The following is a 17,266-nucleotide window of genomic DNA, read 5'->3' as shown; positions in this document are numbered from 1 at the left end:
TTTTGAAATAAACAAAGAAAAGCCTGTATTACAGGCTTTTCTATTAGTCTAGTTCTTTGTTAATGATGAGAAATTTTTCTTCTCCATAACCTCTTTTAATTAATCCTGCTTTAGCTATGTCCAGAAGATCTTTTGAAAAGGATTGTATCGCTTCTTTTTCCTTTTCACTTAGATTTTTCTTTGAATATTTCTTTCTAAGTTTTCGATAGTCCTGTTCTTCATTTTTAAAAAATGAACATTCTTCTAAATAGTTTTCCAGTTTTTCTAATTCTACAAACAAGCCCAACTCAAAGGCTATCGGGGCAAAGGTGGTTTCTAATGGTTGTGTACAAACGCTTCTAAATTCCACAGTCCCACGAGCAGTTAAATCTTGAAATTGGTAACTTCGATGTTGTTTTAGATCTTCTTTTACAGGGTTAATGATCTTCTCATTTCCATCAGCCGTATAGGCCGTAATTTCTTTTTGATCTAGATAGTTTTCCACTCGAATTGGTTTAAAATAATATGATTTGCCCTCTCTAATTGCCGTAAAAATAGCTGTTCTAGCGAGATTATTAAAAAACTCTTCTTCGCTTTGGTAGTCCTTAGGATAAATCCCTACATTTTCCTTATAATAACCATGTAAGGATTCTTCCCAGAAAATATCTCTGGCAATTTTTGTATCCCAAACCTCTGCTGAAAATTCTGAGTTAGAAAACAAATATGCTTTTACTGCTTCAATTTTATTAAATGCATTAATGATGCGAAGATAGTTATCGCGCCTTACATCCAATTGAACCTGGTTTCCGCATATAAATGCTCCGTACGAAGGATAGGAGTGTGTTTTCATCCCTGTACCATTCATTGCAAGGAAAGCCATTAACATCTTGTATCGTTCGATTTTCACTGGGCTATTATCATTTTCTTTCCACAAAGGATGGATTCCGCGCCCTTGGATTTCGTGATTATTTTCTTGCAAAATCGGTTGAATGATCTTTAAATAGGCCTCAAAACGTTTGGCTACCTCATTTATAGAATGAGCTCTCTCAAATGCAAATTCAATTGTATTGTAACTCAACTCGAATAGAATACGATCTTTAGAAGAGCAGTGAATCAATTGAATGGGATTTTGATCGTCATCTATTTTTTCAACTTCAAAATCTGATAAGTTGGCTAAGGTTCGAAAAAGATTTTTCGTCACCTCTATATTTGTTTTGTTTCCATTTGTTTCTACAATCGGAAACTCTAATTCAACTCCGACAAAGAGTTCCGAATCCTCTTTCATATTACTAAGGTACTTCTCTTTTAGTAATTTAATTGCTTGTTGTTTTGTCATTGAATCCTTTTTCTTCTATTGGAGATATGGGTTCCATTATATCATTTTTTGCTATTCTCGACTACTCATGAAAAGCAAGACAAAACGCCTGCTTACGAAATTGTTTTAAATTAAAGCAATTTCGTAAACAAGCGTCTACCATTCATTCAATATGATGAGTGTTCCCGCTGGGGAAAACCCCCAGCGGTAGACCAGAGCTAGACTAAGAATAACAGTGTATTCCATCATCATAACACTCAACAAAATTGATGATATTATACCAATTCGATGATAGCCATTGGCGCAGCATCACCACGACGTGGTTCAGTTTTAAGGATACGAGTATATCCACCATTGCGCTCAGCATAACGAGGTGCTAATTCAGAGAACAATTTTTGAAGTGCAGTTGTTTCTGAGTATTTACCTGTTTCTTCATCAAAGTTTTGTGATGCAACTTCGTTACGTACGAATGCAGCAGCTTGACGACGTGCATGCAAATCACCACGTTTACCCAAAGTAATCATTTTTTCAACTGATTTACGGATTTCTTTCGCACGTGCTTCAGTTGTTACAATTGCTTCATTGATGATAAGATCTGTAGTCAAATCGCGAAGCATCGCTTTACGTTGTGAGCTAGTGCGTCCTAGTTTACGGTAAGCCATGTATTCCTCCTCTATTTATCGTTTTTTAACCCAAGGCCTAAGTCGGCAAGTTTGATTTTAACTTCTTCAAGACTCTTACGTCCCAAGTTACGAACTTTCATCATTTCTGCTTCTGATTTTTCAGTCAAATCGTAAACAGTATTAATGCCAGCACGTTTCAAACAGTTATATGAACGAACTGAAAGATCTAATTCTTCGATCGTACGTTCTAAAATGCGATCATCAGAAGTTGTATCTACTTCCTTCATAACATCTGTTGCAATAGCAATTTCAGTTAAGTTTGTGAATAGATTTAGGTGTTCTGTCAAAATACGAGCAGACAAACCTAAGGCATCTTCTGGAATGATTGTCCCATTTGTCAAAATTTCAAGGGTTAGCTTGTCAAAGCCATCGTTGCTACCAACGCGTGCTGGTTCAACTTGGTAATTGACTTTAGTCACTGGCGTATAGATTGAATCTACAGCAAGCGTTCCCACTGGTGCATCATCTTTTTTGTTTTGATCAGCTGGAACATAGCCACGTCCACTGTTTACAGTAAGCGTCGCTTTCAAAGATGCTCCCTCTCCGATTGTAAATAGATAATGATCAGGGTTTACAATTTCGATGTCACTATCAGTAAGAATATCTCCAGCAGTTACTTCTGCAGGTCCTTCTACATCAAGTTCAATAATCTTTTCGTCTTGGACGTAAGATTTAACGGCGATTCCTTTAACGTTAAGAATAATTTGCATAACGTCTTCACGGACTCCTGGAACGGTATCAAATTCGTGGAGTACACCTTCAATGTTGATTGAAGTGACAGCTGCACCTGGAAGTGAAGCCAGAAGTACACGACGAAGTGAGTTTCCAAGTGTTGTACCATAGCCACGTTCAAGTGGTTCTACGACAAACACGCCATAATCTTTGTTTTCATCAATTTTTGTTATATTTGGTTTTTCAAACTCAATCATTTGCTATACTCCCTCTTAAACGAAAAGCTGTGTAATTGTTGATGATTATACACGGCGACGTTTTGGAGGACGAGCACCATTGTGTGGTACAGGAGTTACATCGCGGATTGCAGTTACTTCAAGACCAGCAGCAGCAAGTGCACGAATAGCAGACTCACGACCTGAACCAGGACCTTTAACAGTTACTTCAACAGATTTAAGTCCGTGTTCTTGAGCAGCTTTTGCAGCAGCTTCTGATGCCATTTGAGCAGCAAATGGTGTAGATTTACGAGAACCTTTAAATCCAAGTGCACCTGCAGATGACCAAGCGATTGCGTTACCATGCACATCAGTAATCATAACAATTGTGTTGTTAAATGTAGCGTGAATATGAGCAATACCAGATTCGATATTCTTTTTCACACGACGTTTACGTGTTGGTTTAGCCAAGATTTTTACCTCCTTATTTTATTTTATTTTTTCTTACCTGCAATCGCAACAGCTTTACCTTTACGAGTGCGAGCATTGTTTTTAGTGTTTTGTCCACGAACTGGAAGTCCACGACGGTGACGGATACCACGGTATGAACCGATTTCCATCAAGCGTTTGATGTTCAAGTTTACTTCACGACGAAGGTCACCTTCAACTTTGATTGCGTCAACTTCACGACGGATAGCATCTTCTTGATCTGGTGTAAGATCGCGAACACGAATATCTTCAGAAACGCCTGCAGCAGCAAGGATTTTCTTAGATGTTGGAAGTCCGATACCGTACACATAAGTCAATGAAATTACTACACGTTTGTCATTTGGAATGTCAACTCCAGCAATACGAGCCATGTTTTCTCCTTTCTATCTTATCCTTGACGTTGTTTGTGTTTTGGATTTGCTGGGCAAATTACCATAACACGACCATTACGACGAATTACTTTACAGTATTCGCAAATTGGTTTGACCGATGGTCTTACTTTCATTTTTATCCCTCCAAGTTTTTCGATTATTTAAAGCGGTATGTGATACGTCCACGTGTCAAATCGTACGGACTCATCTCCACTGTAACACGATCTCCCGCTAAAATACGAATATAGTTTTTACGAATTTTACCAGAAACTGTTGCTAAAATCTGATGTCCATTTTCAAGTTCAACCGTAAACATAGCATTCGGCATTGTATCGACTACTTTGCCTTCTACTTCAATCACATCGTCTTTTGCCACGCAAAAGTACCTCCATAAATTTCGATTCATTCCTCTGAGCACAGAGGTAACAATTATAAGTCAGACTAACTAATTGTAACACTAGTTGTCCAATATTGCAAGCATGAAAAACGCTTTTATTTCAAATTTGACAAGACTTTTTCAATGTCTGAAAATACATCATTGATATCTTGGTTCCCTTGGATGTCATGTACGAGTCCTTTTGAACGATAAAATTCAATGATTGGTTCACCTTGGGCAATATTAACATCCAAACGACGTTTTACTGTCTCAGGTTTATCATCTTCACGTTGGTAGTAATCTTCCTCTTTGTAATCAACTGGTGGATTGAATACTTTATGGAAAGTTTCTCCAGTTTGACGATGAATGATACGTCCGCTCAAACGCTCTAAAAGACTGTCTGGATTTACTTCGATGTTGATAACACCTTCAAGCTCAATACCAAGTTCAGCCAATGTTTTATCTAAAGCATGAGCTTGCTCAATGGTACGTGGATATCCGTCTAACAAGAAACCTGTTTCTTTAATATCATCTTGAGCAAGGCGTTCTTTTACAATTCCATTGGTTACTTCATCTGGTACCAACTCACCTTTATCAATGTATGATTTTGCAAGCACACCCATTTCAGTTTGGTTAGCCATCGCTGCGCGGAACATATCTCCAGTGGAGATATGCGCTACGTGAAACTCTTCAACGATTTTAGCTGCTTGAGTTCCTTTACCTGCTCCAGGCAACCCCATAATTAAAAGATTCATGATGAATTCTCCTTATTTTGTTTTTAAATGGAAGCAGGAGCGAATTCCTATTTCCATTTAAAAACAAAATAGAAGGCTGACAAAGTCAACCTTATTCTATTCTGTTGTTGTGTCCATAAATCCGACATACTTACGTTTTAATAAGTAGCCTTCTAATTGTTTCATTCCCTCAATACCTGTTGAAATAATGATTAACAAACTAGTTCCTCCAAGAGCAACTGCATCTGTCAAACCAAATAAATCTCGAGCTAGGATTGGAATGATGGTAATAAAGCCAAGGAATACTGATCCGACGCTTGCTAAACGACGTAGCAAACGAGACATAAACTCTTCTGTCCCCTTACCAGGGCGGACGCCTGGGATATAGGCACCACTCTTTTGAAGGTTTTCTGCCGTTTTTTCAGGATTGATCTGAACAAACGTGTAGAAGAAGGTGAAGAGAATGATCAATAAGGCATACATTGCCACACCAGTTGGTGTGTTTGTAGCCAACATGGCTTGAGCTGTTTTCACCCATCCTGCATTGTAACCCATAGCGCTAATCACTTGGAAAATTGCAGCAGGCGCTGCTGTAATCGAACTAGCGAAGATGACAGGAATAACTCCTGCTGGGTTTACTTTCAAAGGTAGGTAAGAACTTGATGGAGCTCCTTGTGCAATCTTTGTATATTGGATTGGAATCTTGTATTGTGCTTGCTCCACAAAGGTTGTAAAGTAAACAATAACCAAGACAGCAAGGATTAATACCCCAACAAAAATGAGGGAATTGGTCATTTGACCAGAACGAACATTCACAAATGCATTTTCATAGATTTCTTTAATCATCTCAGGAATTGATGACACAATCCCTGCAAAGATAATCATTGAAACACCATTACCGTACCCTTTATCTGTGATTTGTTCTCCAAGCCAAGTCACAATCATGGAACCGGTCGTCAGAATCGCACCGATTAATAGATAGGTCTTGGTATTTGGAGTTGCGACTAATTTCGCCTGAGACAAAGTGTGGAAGGTGGCTGTAATCCCGATGGATTGAACAAAGGCTAGAACCAAAGAAATATAGCGTGTTGCTTGGTTGAGCTTTCTTCGACCAACTTCCCCTTGTTTGCCCCATTCAACAAACTTAGGCAACAGATCCATTTGCAAAAGTTGCACGACGATCGAAGCTGTAATGTATGGGCTAACCCCTAATGCGAAAACTGAGAAGTTCCTCATGGCATTCCCAGAAACCAAACTGAGCATGTTCAAGAAGGACACATCTTGAAGGTTGTTCAGAATTTTCGCATTTACACCAGGCACTGTAATCGTGGTCCCAATGCGGAAAACAAGAATGATGAAGATCGTAAATAAAATCTTCGACCGTACTTGTTTCACCTTAAATGCATCTTTTAATAATTTAAAAAACATAGGTCACCTCACTTAGATGACTTCAACTGAACCACCTTTAGCAGTGATAGCTTCTTCAGCTGATTTAGAGAATTTAGCTGCTTTAACAGTCAACTTCTTAGTCAATTCTCCGTTACCAAGAATTTTGATACCTGATTTTTCAGCTTTTACAATTCCTGATTCTACAAGTACTACTGGAGTTACTTCAGCACCATCTTCAAAGGCGTTCAATTGATCAAGGTTCACAATAGCATATTCTTTAGCGTTGATGTTTGTAAATCCACGTTTTGGAAGACGACGGAACAATGGAGTTTGTCCACCTTCAAAACCAAGACGTACACCGCCACCGCTACGAGCTTTTTGACCTTTTTGACCACGGCCAGAAGTTTTACCATTACCAGATGAAGTACCACGACCAACACGGTTGCGGACTTTACGTGAACCTGTAGCAGGTTGTAATTCATGAAGTTTCATTATTTATTTTCTCCTCTTTTGTAAATTGCTAACGCATGTAATCAGGAAAAGGTGTCCTAACTACAAACTCGCCTATACTTATATTTAGTTTTAGGGGATGAGAACTTCTCATACCCCTGAAAACTTTGTTTCTATTTTAAATAGATTATTTTACTTCTTCAACTGTTACCAAGTGAGATACAGCAGTGATCATACCACGTACTGCTGGGTTATCTTCTTTAATAACAGAGCTGTTCAATTTGCCAAGTCCAAGTGCTACAACAGTTTTACGTTGTGACGGGATGCGTCCGATTGGAGACTTAGTCAAAGTAATTTTAATTTGAGCCATTTGAATCTCCTTTCTTAAGCCAAGTCAGAAACTGAAATACCACGAAGGGCAGCAACTTCATCAGCGCGTTTCAATTGTGCCAAACCGTTAACAGTTGCACGAACGATGTTGATTGGAGTGTTTGATCCAAGTGATTTAGATGTAACATCTGCAATACCTGCCAATTCGACAACGGCACGAACTGCTCCACCTGCAGCAACCCCAGCCCCTTCGATAGCTGGTTTCAACAATACACGAGCTCCACCAAATACTGATGTTACTTCGTGTGGAATTGTTGTTCCAACCATAGGAACTTCGATCAAGTTTTTCTTAGCATCTTCAACAGCCTTACGGATTGCTTCTGGAACTTCTTGAGCTTTACCAGTACCAAATCCAACACGGCCATTACGGTCACCAACAACTACAAGAGCTGCAAAACGAAGACGACGTCCACCTTTAACAACTTTTGTTACACGGTTGATGGCAACTACGCGTTCTTCAAGTTCAACTGCATTATCTTTAAATGCCATTTTCTAGTGTCCTCCTATTAGAATTTCAATCCGTTTTCACGAGCTGCATCAGCCAAAGCTTTAACACGTCCGTGATATAGATATCCACCGCGGTCGAACACCACTTCAGAAATACCTTTAGCAACTGCACGTTCAGCAACAAGTTTGCCGACAACAACGGCTTGTTCAGTTTTAGTTCCTTTTGAAACTTCTTTGTCAAGAGTTGAAGCGCTTGCGAGCGTTACACCCGCTACGTCATCAATTACTTGAGCGTAGATGCCTGTATTAGAACGGAATACGTTCAAACGTGGGCGATCAGCAGTTCCAGAGAGTTTTCCGCGAACGCGACGGTGGCGTTTTTGACGGATTTTGTTTTTATCTGGTTTCGAAATCACAATTTTCACCTCTTAATTTTAAAATCATGTGCTAAGCACTGAGTTGGTAAGATGAAGTTTGGTTGAAAAACAACCAAACTACATTATTTACCTGTTTTACCTTCTTTGCGGCGAACGTATTCACCAACATAACGGATCCCTTTACCTTTGTATGGTTCAGGTGAACGAAGGCTACGTACATAAGCAGCTGTTTGACCAACTACTTCTTTTGAAATTCCGCTAACAACGATTGTTGTTGGGTTTGGAAGTTCAAAAGTAATTCCTTCTGGAGCTTCAACTTCGTCTGGGTGTGATTTACCAACAGCCAAAACAAGTTTTGATCCTTGAAGTTGTGCACGGTATCCAACCCCGCGCATTTCAAGTTCTTTCTTGAATCCTTCTGATACACCAGTAACCATGTTGTTCAAAAGGGCACGAGTTGTTCCGTGGATTGTTTTCATTTCTTTTGAATCGTTTGGACGGTGAAGTGTTACTTCAGTACCTTCCACACGGATTTCAATATCTTTTGAGAACGTACGAGTAAGTTCTCCTTTAGGTCCTTTTACAGTTACAACGTTGTCATTGTTAGTGATTTCAACACCAGCAGGCAACACGATAACTTTATTACCAATACGTGACATGTTTTTTATTCTCCTGTTAAATTGTCAGGCCTTTGCGGGCCAGTTTTCACGGGGTTTAAATCTTTCTGATTTAAAAGTTAATGTTTAGGTCTCATTTTCTAAGTGAATCGAGGCATTGTCTCACAGACATAACTTTGGGTTAGACAAGAGACAACAACGAAGAGTCACAACGAAATTGGGAGCTAAATATTACCAAACGTAAGCGATAACTTCCCCACCAACGTTCTTTTGGCGTGCTTCTTTATCAGTAAGCAAACCTTCAGAAGTTGAAAGGATAGCAATTCCAAGTCCGTTAAGAACTTTTGGAAGATCTTCACGTTTTTTGTAAACACGCAAACCTGGTTTAGATACACGTTTCAAGTTTGTGATAACTTTTTCACCGTTTTGTCCATATTTCAAGAATACACGGATGATACCTTGTTTGTCATCTTCGATGAATTCAACGTTTTTTACAAAACCTTCGCGTTTAAGGATTTCAGCAATCCCTTTTTTGATGTTTGATGCAGGTACTTCAAGTACTTCGTGTTTTGCTTGGTTAGCGTTACGAATACGTGTAAGGAAGTCTGCGATTGGGTCAGTCATAACCATTATAATTTCTCCTCTTACTAGTAGTTTGCAAGTTGCACTTGCTAGTTAATACATGATACAGAGAGCGTAACAGCGAGAGCAAAAATAGGCAATTTGATGCAGGAGCGATGCTCCAAAGAAAATTGGTCTTTTTTGCCAAAGCTGTAGCTCGTGTTCAAATTGGCAAGCCCAACTGAACCCGGGCTAAACTCTGTGTGAAAAAGATAAACTTTCCTAGAAACTAAAGTTTCTTCGTCAAGTTTCCTATTTTCACTTGGAGTTTTAACGCCCTTGATATCTTAAATTACCAAGATGCTTTTGTGACACCTGGGATTTGACCTTTGTATGCCAATTCACGGAAGCAAACACGGCAAAGTTTAAACTTGCGGTAAACTGAGTGTGGACGTCCACAACGTTCACAGCGAGTGTATGCTTGAGTAGAGAACTTCGCTGGGCGTTTGTTCTTAGCAATCATAGATTTTTTAGCCATTAGTTTTACCTCCTATATTATTTTGCAAACGGCATACCGAGGCCAGTAAGCAATGCACGTGATTCTTCGTCTGTGTTCGCTGTAGTTACGATTACGATATCCAAACCACGAGTTTTATCAACATCATCAAAGTTGATTTCTGGGAAGATCAATTGTTCTTTCACACCAAGTGTGTAGTTTCCGCGTCCATCAAATGATTTTGTTGGAACACCATGGAAGTCACGTACACGTGGAAGTGAAACTGTTACCAATTTATCCAAGAATTCGTACATACGTTCACCACGAAGGGTAACTTTTGCACCGATCGCAACACCTTCACGAAGACGGAAGCCGGCGATTGATTTTTTAGCCTTAGTGATCAATGGTTTTTGACCTGAGATCAAAGCAAGCTCTTCAGCAGCTTTTTCAAGGTTCTTAGCATTTGATACTGCATCACCGACACCCATGTTCAAAACGATTTTATCAACTTTTGGCACAGCCATAACTGATGAATAGTTGAACTGTTCAGTCAATGATGGTACTACTTCATTAAGGTATTTTTCTTTTAAACGATTAGCCATTATACTTCTCCTTTCCTTCGTGATTAGTCAAGCACTTCGCCTGATTTTTTGTTGTAGCGAACTTTTTTGCCGTCTACAAATTTGTAGCCAACACGTCCAGCAACACCGTTTTTGTCCAAAACTTGAACGTTAGAAGCATGGATTGGAGCTTCTTTTTCAACGATCGCACCTTGAGGGTTTTCGTTATTTGGACGTTGGTGTTTCTTAATGATGTTTACACCTTCTACAACAACTTTATTTACTTTTGGAAGAGCAGTAAGAACAACAGCTTCTACGCCTTTGTCTTTACCAGCAATAACGCGAACTTTGTCGCCTTTTTTTACAAACATTTTATTCTCCTTTTATTCTTACGCCCGATGGGCACCCTGGCTGAGCCAGGGGACTGTGTTTGTTTTTGATTGATTAAAGTACTTCTGGAGCAAGTGATACGATCTTCATGAATCCACCGTCACGCAATTCACGTGCAACTGGACCAAAGATACGAGTTCCGCGAGGAGTTTTGTCGTCACGGATGATCACTGCTGCATTTTCGTCGAACTTGATGTATGAACCATCTTTACGACGAGCACCTGATTTAGTACGAACGATAACAGCTTTTACAACGTCACCTTTCTTAACCGCACCACCAGGAGTAGCTTGTTTTACAGATGCAACGATTACATCACCGATGCTCGCGAATTTACGTTTTGAACCACCAAGAACTTTGATTGTCAAGATTTCGCGTGCGCCACTGTTGTCAGCGACTTTCAAACGAGTTTCTGTTTGAATCATTTACGTTTTCTCCTTTCAGGTATGATTAGATGATGACCGCTTCTTCAACGACTTCTACAAGACGGAAGCGTTTTGTAGCTGAAAGCGGACGAGTTTCCATGATACGAACGATATCGCCTTCTTTAGCAACATTGTTTTCATCATGAGCTTTGTATTTTTTAGAATAGTTGATACGTTTACCATAGACTGGGTGGTTACGTTTAGTTTCAACTACAACTGTGATTGTTTTGTCCATTTTGTCAGACACAACGCGTCCAACAAGAACTTTACGATTATTGCGTTCCATTGAAATTCTCCTTCCCTAGTCTATTATTTAGCTTCTGATTGAACAGTTTTGATACGAGCGATTTGTTTTTTCACTTCTTTCAAACGTCCAGTTTGTTCCAATTGACCAGCAGCTGCTTGGAAACGAAGTTCAAACAATTCTTTCTTCAATTCATTTTCACGCTTCGCGAGTTCTTCTTGAGAAAGACCACGAAGTTCTTTAACAAATTCTTTTACTTCTGTAAGTTTCATGACCTCTCCTTATTCTGCTTCACGTTTCACAAATTTAGTTTTAACTGGCAATTTGTGGCTAGCAAGACGAAGTGCTTCGCGTGCGATCTCTTCAGATACACCAGCGATTTCGAACATCACTTTACCACGTTTAACTGGTGCTACCCAACCTTCAGGAGCCCCTTTACCAGATCCCATACGTACCCCGATAGCTTTAGCGGTGTATGATTTGTGTGGGAAAATCTTAATCCAAACTTTACCACCACGTTTCATGTAACGAGTCATGGCGATACGAGCAGCTTCGATTTGACGGTTTGTGATCCAGTGGCTAGTTGTAGCTTGAAGACCGTATTCACCGAATGCTACTTCTTTTCCACCTTTTGCTTCACCGCGCATTTTACCACGGAATTCGCGACGGTGTTTTACACGTTTAGGTACTAACATTGGTTATTTACCTCCTTTAGCGTCTTTACGAGCCGGAAGAACTTCACCACGGTAGATCCATACTTTAACACCAAGTTTACCGTAAGTAGTGTCTGCTTCTTCCCAAGCGTAATCGATATCAGCGCGAAGTGTGTGGAGTGGAACAGTTCCTTCAGAGTATCCTTCTGCACGGGCAATATCTGCACCGTTCAAACGACCTGATACTTGAGTTTTGATTCCTTTAGCTCCAGCACGCATAGCACGTTGGATTGCTTGTTTTTGTGCACGACGGAAAGCAACACGTTGTTCCAATTGACGAGCGATTCCTTCACCAACAAGGTGAGCATCCAAGTCAGGACGTTTGATCTCAATGATGTTGATGTGTACTTGTTTACCAGTCAATTTGTTAAGAGCTGCACGAAGTGCATCAACGTTTGCTCCACCTTTACCGATAACCATACCTGGTTTAGCAGTGTGAAGAGAAACGTTAACTTTGTTTACTGCGCGTTCGATTTCAATAGTTGAAACGGCTGCGTCAGCCAATTCTTTTTGAATGAATTTACGGATTGCAAGATCTTCATGAAGGTAATCCGCGTATTCTTTTTCAGCATACCATTTGGCATCCCAATCACGGATGATACCAACACGCATACCAATTGGATGTACTTTTTGACCCACGAGTTTACCTCCTTATTTTTCTGCAACAGCTACTGTGATGTGAGCTGTACGTTTGTTGATTGGTGAAGCTGAACCTTTCGCACGTGGACGGAAACGTTTCATTGTTGGTCCTTCGTTTGCGAATGCTTCAGATACTACCAAGTTAGCTTTTTCCAAACCAAAGTTGTTTTCAGCGTTTGCTACTGCTGAGTTCAACACTTTAAGGATGATCCCTGCAGCTTTGTTTGGTGTGAATGTCAAAATAGCGATGGCATCGGCTACGCTTTTACCACGGATGTTGTCAAGAACAAGACGTGATTTACGAGGTGAAACACGCACTGTACGAGCCATTGCTTTAGCTGAAGTAATTTCTGCCATTTATGTTCTCCTTATTTTCTACGTGTCTTCTTGTCGTCTGCCGCGTGACCTTTGTAAGTACGAGTTGGTGCGAATTCACCAAGCTTGTGACCTACCATGTCTTCTTGGATGTAAACAGGTACATGTTTACGTCCATCATAAACTGCGATAGTGTATCCGATGAAACTTGGGAAGATCGTTGAACGACGTGACCAAGTTTTAATTACTTTTTTCTTTTCGTCGTTTGCTTGAGCTTCAACTTTTTTCATCAAATGCTCATCGACGAAAGGTCCTTTTTTAAGACTACGTCCCATTTTGTAATTTTCTCCTTTAAAATTTAGTACCACAGCGGCTTGCGCTGCTATGCAGCGCTACCGAGCTGGCGGAAAGTGTAAGCTAGTTGCTTATGATTATTTTTGGTTGCGACGACGAACGATAAGTTTGTCAGATTTCGCTTTCTTGTTACGAGTTTTAAGACCAAGCGCAGGTTTACCCCAAGGAGTAGATGGCGCTTTACGTCCAACTGGTGCTTTACCTTCACCACCACCGTGTGGGTGATCATTCGGGTTCATTACAGAACCACGAACTGTAGGGCGAACACCTTTCCAGCGGTTACGTCCCGCTTTACCAAGGTTAACAAGTCCATGTTGTTCGTTTCCGACAACACCAACTGTAGCACGGCAAGTTCCAAGAATCATACGAACTTCGCCTGATTGAAGACGAACAAGTACATATTTACCTTCAGAACCCAATACTTGAGCAGAAGCTCCAGCAGCACGTACCAATTCTCCACCTTTACCAGGTTTCAATTCGATGTTGTGGATCAAAGTACCAACTGGGATGTTAGCAAGTGGAAGAGCATTTCCGACTTTGATATCTGCTTCTGGTCCTGATACGATGCGTTGACCTACTTCAAGACCTTTAGGGGCAATGATGTAAGCTTTCACACCGTCAGTGTAGTGTACAAGCGCGATGTTAGCTGAGCGGTTTGGATCGTATTCGATCGTTTTAACGACTGCTTCAACTCCATCTTTGTTACGTTTGAAATCGATCAAACGGTAATGACGTTTGTGTCCACCACCTTGGTGACGAACAGTGATACGACCGTTGTTGTTACGACCTGCTTTGTTTTTAAGAGAAACAAGCAAAGTTTTCTCAGGTGTGTTTGTTGTGATTTCAGCAAAATCCAAAGAAGTCATATTACGGCGACCGTTTGTTGTTGGTTTATAAACACGAATTCCCACGATATTTCCTCCTTAGATTATTCAGCTTCAGTAGCAAACAACTCGATTGCTTTAGAATCAGCTGCAAGCGTGATGATAGCTTTTTTAGTTTTTGAAGTAAAACCAGTGTAACGTCCAACGCGTTTTGCTTTAGGTTTTACGTTTACAGTGTTCACATTCGCAACTTTTACACCTTCAAACGCAGCTTCAACAGCTTGTTTGATCAAAAGTTTGTGAGCGCGAGTGTCAACTTCGAATACATATTTGCCTGCTTCAAGTTGAGCCATTGACTTTTCAGTGATAACAGGTTTTTTGATAACATCATACAAATTCATTATGCAAGAACCTCCTCGATTTTAGAGATAGCTGCTTGAGTAACAAGAAGTTTGTCACTATTTGCGATGTCAAGAACACTTGCAGTTGTAGCAGTCGCAACTTTCACGTTTGGAAGGTTACGAGCTGAAAGAGCTGCGAATTCATTTCCTTCTTCAAGAATAACAAGGACTTTAGAATCGATGCTCAAAGCTGCAAGAACTTTTGCAAATTCAGCAGTTTTTGGAGCTGTAAATTCAAGAGAATCAACGGCTACAAATTTGTTTTCAGCAACTTTTTCTGAGTAAACAGATTTAAGTGCAAGGCGACGAACTTTTTGAGGAAGTTTGTACGCATAGCTACGTGGAGTTGGTCCGAAGACAATTCCACCACCACGCCATTGTGGAGAGCGGATAGAACCTTGACGAGCACGTCCAGTTCCTTTTTGACGCCATGGTTTGCGTCCGCCACCTGAAACGGCTGAACGGTTTTTAACTGCGTGAGTTCCTTGACGAAGGCTAGCACGTTGGCTGATGATCACATCAAATACAACTGCTTGGTTTGGTTCGATACCAAAGATCGCATCGTTAAGAACAACTTCGCCCGCTTGTTTACCAGTTTGGTCGAATAATGTTACATTTGCCATTTTGACTGTATTCCCCTTTCCTTATTATTTACCAGCTTTAACTGCTGACTTGATAGTGATAAGAGATTTCTTAGCACCTGGTACGTTACCTTTGATAAGGATAACGTTCTTTTCTGGAACAACTTGTACAACTTCAAGGTTTTGAATTGTTACACGATCGCCACCCATACGTCCTGCAAGGTTTTTACCTTTGAATACGCGGTTAGGTGCAACAGGTCCCATAGAACCTGGACGACGGTGATAACGAGAACCGTGAGCCATAGGTCCACGTGATTGTCCGTGGCGTTTGATGACACCTTGGAAACCTTTACCTTTAGAAGTACCAGTTACATCAACAATGTCTCCAGCTTCGAAAGTGTCAACTGTGATTTCAGCACCAACTTCCAAGCCTTCAACGTTTTTGAATTCACGAATGAAGCGCTTAGGAGCCGTGTTAGCTTTTGCTACATGTCCTTTAGCAGGTTTGTTGCTCAATACTTCGCGTTTATCATCGAAACCAACTTGGATAGCGTTGTAACCATCTGTTTCAACAGTTTTAACTTGAAGAACAACGTTTGGAGTTGCTTCGATAACTGTTACAGGGATCAATTCGCCAGCTTCAGTGAAGATTTGAGTCATTCCCACTTTTTTCCCTAAGATTCCTTTTGTCATGAGAAAATAGTTCCTTTTCTATAGTTTTTTATTCAAAAAGTTTTTAACGAGCGTTTTTCATGCTCTTGATCAAGCTTTAGATTAAAGTTTGATTTCTACGTTTACACCACTTGGAAGATCCAATTTCATCAAAGCGTCAACTGTTTTTTGAGTTGGGTTGATGATATCGATCAAACGTTTGTGTGTACGCATTTCGAATTGTTCGCGAGAATCTTTGTATTTGTGAGTCGCACGAATGATTGTATAGAGGCTACGTTCAGTTGGAAGTGGGATTGGACCCGCAACTTGTGCACCTGTACGAGTAGCTGATTCTACGATTTTTGCAGCCGCTGTGTCGAGTGTACGGTGTTCGTACGCTTTCAAACGGATGCGGATTTTTTTGTTTGCCATCTTTTTCTCCTTTTCGTCTATTTAAGATAATAGGCTAGCTCCACAAGAAAACCGACGCGCGTTGCGTGGCAATGCAACCGAGCGTGTCGCAACCTCTTGCATCAAAGCTAATAGCTGTTTTTCACAGCACCATAGTAGTTTAACACAAACAAAGGCCCAATGCAAGGGATTTGAGAAGATTTTTTTCGTTTTTTTAATGAAAGTGTTTTCGAAAAATATAGAATGCTAAAAATGTTGCCATTATATAGAAAAAAGTTCTACTTTTCCGTAGAACTTCAGATTGAAAACAAAGTTATTTTAGAAACTTTCTTTAGGTGAGTACGGACGTCAGCGAACTTCGAAGAAGTTCCATGACTTAGTTTTGAACCTAATGTTTCAAAACTACCGAGTGGTAGAAACAATCATGTTTCTACCACTTTTCTCACAGCAGAAAGTTTCAGTATATGTTTAAATGAATCTTCTAGTATATCATTTTAACCTTTTTTATCATCACTTAAATTGTTTTAGATAAAAAATAGTTTAGCAATGTTCTAAATATTGCTTCTTTGTAGAACTTTTTATTCTTTTTCAATACGAAACTGATCTTGTGATGTATTGACCAGGATATCCGCTTCACCTTCCATAGGTTGGTAGTACTGATGGTATTGTTCTCGTCTGATTTGGTGAGTTCGATAGATGAAGTCTATTTCTCGATTCCGTTGGGCGACATCTCTGCTTAATCGTCTTTCTAGCTCCGTATGATCATCTGTGTAAAAACAAATGGTTTGATCAAACAAAGATTTGGGTAAAAAAGCTACTGACATCCCTTCTACGATGAGAATAGGCTTGTTGCCAGATAATATGTGGCTTGGAGACCATGGCTGATCAATTGTCCGTATATCCATTCCTGCTTGAAGGGCTCGAATATCTCGTTCTAGACTAGCCAATTCATGGGCACTTGACAAACATGCGGTTACTTTTTGGTCCGGTAAGTCTTTTGGCACAACCAATCCTCTTGGGCTTCCAATAATATAGGGATCCGTCTCTAAAAGGTTAACTTTTGTGGGGTCCAATCGCTCACAGAGCGCTCTTGTAAAGGTTGTTTTTCCTGAACCACCATGACCATAGATCCCAAGGGTCTGTAATTCTTTTGCCTGGATCTTTTTTACCAAGGAGTCTACTAGTCTTTCGCGATCCAT

General features: G+C 40.2%; 31 protein-coding genes. All 31 read right to left on the bottom strand.

Going from position 1 to position 17,266, the window contains the following annotated elements:
* Positions 1-43: 43 nt before the first annotated feature.
* The 31 genes from O3629_RS07505 to O3629_RS07355 all read right to left on the bottom strand — a co-directional run bounded on the left by O3629_RS07505 (position 44) and on the right by O3629_RS07355 (position 17,266).
* The gene (locus tag O3629_RS07505; protein ID WP_049472516.1) at positions 44-1,315 is read right to left on the bottom strand and encodes a glutamyl-tRNA synthetase; all 1,272 of its coding nucleotides are present in this window, start codon (positions 1,313-1,315) and stop codon (positions 44-46) included.
* A 254-nt stretch (positions 1,316-1,569) separates the two neighbouring features.
* The gene (gene rplQ / locus O3629_RS07500; RefSeq protein WP_003002399.1) at positions 1,570-1,956 is read right to left on the bottom strand and encodes a 50S ribosomal protein L17; all 387 of its coding nucleotides are present in this window, start codon (positions 1,954-1,956) and stop codon (positions 1,570-1,572) included.
* Between the two features lie 11 nt (positions 1,957-1,967).
* Positions 1,968-2,906, bottom strand: coding sequence for a DNA-directed RNA polymerase subunit alpha (locus tag O3629_RS07495; protein ID WP_003009635.1), 939 nt, complete (start codon positions 2,904-2,906; stop codon positions 1,968-1,970).
* 45 nt (positions 2,907-2,951) lie between these two features.
* Positions 2,952-3,335, bottom strand: a complete 384-nt coding sequence (gene rpsK, locus O3629_RS07490; RefSeq protein ID WP_003002390.1) for a 30S ribosomal protein S11 — start codon at positions 3,333-3,335, stop codon at positions 2,952-2,954.
* Between the two features lie 23 nt (positions 3,336-3,358).
* A complete protein-coding gene (rpsM, locus tag O3629_RS07485) occupies positions 3,359-3,724 on the bottom strand; it encodes a 30S ribosomal protein S13 (RefSeq protein WP_003009631.1) in 366 nt (121 codons plus the stop codon).
* Positions 3,725-3,741: 17 nt separating this feature from the next.
* Positions 3,742-3,858: a 50S ribosomal protein L36 gene (gene rpmJ, locus O3629_RS07480; RefSeq protein ID WP_001808836.1), complete on the bottom strand. Its 117-nt coding sequence runs from the start codon at positions 3,856-3,858 to the stop codon at positions 3,742-3,744.
* Positions 3,859-3,881: 23 nt separating this feature from the next.
* Positions 3,882-4,100, bottom strand: coding sequence for a translation initiation factor IF-1 (gene infA, locus O3629_RS07475; protein WP_001029883.1), 219 nt, complete (start codon positions 4,098-4,100; stop codon positions 3,882-3,884).
* Positions 4,101-4,216: 116 nt separating this feature from the next.
* Positions 4,217-4,855, bottom strand: coding sequence for an adenylate kinase (locus tag O3629_RS07470; RefSeq protein WP_021154254.1), 639 nt, complete (start codon positions 4,853-4,855; stop codon positions 4,217-4,219).
* 96 nt (positions 4,856-4,951) lie between these two features.
* A complete protein-coding gene (gene secY / locus O3629_RS07465; protein ID WP_023920186.1) occupies positions 4,952-6,262 on the bottom strand; it encodes a preprotein translocase subunit SecY in 1,311 nt (436 codons plus the stop codon).
* Between the two features lie 12 nt (positions 6,263-6,274).
* A complete protein-coding gene (gene rplO / locus O3629_RS07460; RefSeq protein ID WP_003002405.1) occupies positions 6,275-6,715 on the bottom strand; it encodes a 50S ribosomal protein L15 in 441 nt (146 codons plus the stop codon).
* A gap of 145 nt (positions 6,716-6,860) precedes the next feature.
* Complete coding sequence (gene rpmD / locus O3629_RS07455) at positions 6,861-7,043, bottom strand: 50S ribosomal protein L30 (protein ID WP_002894509.1); 183 nt, start codon at positions 7,041-7,043, stop codon at positions 6,861-6,863.
* A gap of 14 nt (positions 7,044-7,057) precedes the next feature.
* The gene (gene rpsE / locus O3629_RS07450) at positions 7,058-7,552 is read right to left on the bottom strand and encodes a 30S ribosomal protein S5 (RefSeq protein ID WP_003009617.1); all 495 of its coding nucleotides are present in this window, start codon (positions 7,550-7,552) and stop codon (positions 7,058-7,060) included.
* 17 nt (positions 7,553-7,569) lie between these two features.
* Positions 7,570-7,926 carry a 50S ribosomal protein L18 gene (rplR, locus tag O3629_RS07445; protein WP_003010871.1) on the bottom strand — a complete coding sequence of 119 codons (357 nt, stop codon included), beginning with the start codon at positions 7,924-7,926 and terminating at the stop codon, positions 7,570-7,572.
* A gap of 83 nt (positions 7,927-8,009) precedes the next feature.
* Positions 8,010-8,546, bottom strand: coding sequence for a 50S ribosomal protein L6 (gene rplF, locus O3629_RS07440; RefSeq protein ID WP_003010839.1), 537 nt, complete (start codon positions 8,544-8,546; stop codon positions 8,010-8,012).
* Positions 8,547-8,735: 189 nt separating this feature from the next.
* Entirely contained in the window at positions 8,736-9,134 is a 399-nt protein-coding gene (rpsH, locus tag O3629_RS07435) for a 30S ribosomal protein S8 (protein WP_003010897.1), read from the bottom strand.
* Between the two features lie 283 nt (positions 9,135-9,417).
* Positions 9,418-9,603, bottom strand: a complete 186-nt coding sequence (locus tag O3629_RS07430) for a type Z 30S ribosomal protein S14 (RefSeq protein WP_001085699.1) — start codon at positions 9,601-9,603, stop codon at positions 9,418-9,420.
* A 17-nt stretch (positions 9,604-9,620) separates the two neighbouring features.
* Positions 9,621-10,163 (bottom strand): 50S ribosomal protein L5, encoded by a 543-nt coding sequence (gene rplE, locus O3629_RS07425; RefSeq protein ID WP_003009606.1) that lies wholly within the window; start codon positions 10,161-10,163, stop codon positions 9,621-9,623.
* Positions 10,164-10,186: 23 nt separating this feature from the next.
* Positions 10,187-10,492: a 50S ribosomal protein L24 gene (rplX, locus tag O3629_RS07420; protein WP_003002315.1), complete on the bottom strand. Its 306-nt coding sequence runs from the start codon at positions 10,490-10,492 to the stop codon at positions 10,187-10,189.
* Between the two features lie 73 nt (positions 10,493-10,565).
* Positions 10,566-10,934, bottom strand: a complete 369-nt coding sequence (gene rplN, locus O3629_RS07415) for a 50S ribosomal protein L14 (protein WP_003002384.1) — start codon at positions 10,932-10,934, stop codon at positions 10,566-10,568.
* A 25-nt stretch (positions 10,935-10,959) separates the two neighbouring features.
* Entirely contained in the window at positions 10,960-11,220 is a 261-nt protein-coding gene (gene rpsQ, locus O3629_RS07410; protein WP_000440801.1) for a 30S ribosomal protein S17, read from the bottom strand.
* 23 nt (positions 11,221-11,243) lie between these two features.
* On the bottom strand, positions 11,244-11,450 hold the full coding sequence (gene rpmC, locus O3629_RS07405) for a 50S ribosomal protein L29 (protein ID WP_003002350.1): 207 nt from the start codon (positions 11,448-11,450) through the stop codon (positions 11,244-11,246).
* Between the two features lie 9 nt (positions 11,451-11,459).
* On the bottom strand, positions 11,460-11,873 hold the full coding sequence (gene rplP, locus O3629_RS07400; protein WP_000960947.1) for a 50S ribosomal protein L16: 414 nt from the start codon (positions 11,871-11,873) through the stop codon (positions 11,460-11,462).
* 3 nt (positions 11,874-11,876) lie between these two features.
* Positions 11,877-12,530 (bottom strand): 30S ribosomal protein S3, encoded by a 654-nt coding sequence (gene rpsC / locus O3629_RS07395; protein WP_003002336.1) that lies wholly within the window; start codon positions 12,528-12,530, stop codon positions 11,877-11,879.
* A 12-nt stretch (positions 12,531-12,542) separates the two neighbouring features.
* A complete protein-coding gene (gene rplV, locus O3629_RS07390; protein ID WP_000818139.1) occupies positions 12,543-12,887 on the bottom strand; it encodes a 50S ribosomal protein L22 in 345 nt (114 codons plus the stop codon).
* Between the two features lie 11 nt (positions 12,888-12,898).
* A complete protein-coding gene (gene rpsS, locus O3629_RS07385; RefSeq protein WP_000533766.1) occupies positions 12,899-13,180 on the bottom strand; it encodes a 30S ribosomal protein S19 in 282 nt (93 codons plus the stop codon).
* Positions 13,181-13,276: 96 nt separating this feature from the next.
* Positions 13,277-14,110: a 50S ribosomal protein L2 gene (gene rplB / locus O3629_RS07380; RefSeq protein ID WP_000512900.1), complete on the bottom strand. Its 834-nt coding sequence runs from the start codon at positions 14,108-14,110 to the stop codon at positions 13,277-13,279.
* 17 nt (positions 14,111-14,127) lie between these two features.
* Positions 14,128-14,424, bottom strand: coding sequence for a 50S ribosomal protein L23 (locus tag O3629_RS07375; protein WP_003009593.1), 297 nt, complete (start codon positions 14,422-14,424; stop codon positions 14,128-14,130).
* Entirely contained in the window at positions 14,424-15,047 is a 624-nt protein-coding gene (rplD, locus tag O3629_RS07370) for a 50S ribosomal protein L4 (protein ID WP_003009591.1), read from the bottom strand. The genes O3629_RS07375 and rplD overlap by 1 nt, the downstream gene beginning before the upstream one ends.
* Before the next feature lie 24 nt (positions 15,048-15,071).
* On the bottom strand, positions 15,072-15,698 hold the full coding sequence (rplC, locus tag O3629_RS07365) for a 50S ribosomal protein L3 (protein ID WP_003010846.1): 627 nt from the start codon (positions 15,696-15,698) through the stop codon (positions 15,072-15,074).
* Between the two features lie 81 nt (positions 15,699-15,779).
* Entirely contained in the window at positions 15,780-16,088 is a 309-nt protein-coding gene (gene rpsJ / locus O3629_RS07360; RefSeq protein WP_003009585.1) for a 30S ribosomal protein S10, read from the bottom strand.
* Between the two features lie 557 nt (positions 16,089-16,645).
* A complete protein-coding gene (locus O3629_RS07355) occupies positions 16,646-17,266 on the bottom strand; it encodes a uridine kinase (protein ID WP_201089587.1) in 621 nt (206 codons plus the stop codon).

It is taken from the genome of Streptococcus sp. 27098_8_12 (genome assembly GCF_041432115.1).
GTDB lineage: Bacteria > Bacillota > Bacilli > Lactobacillales > Streptococcaceae > Streptococcus > Streptococcus parasanguinis_V.
This window is presented reverse-complemented; position numbering and strand designations above follow the sequence as displayed.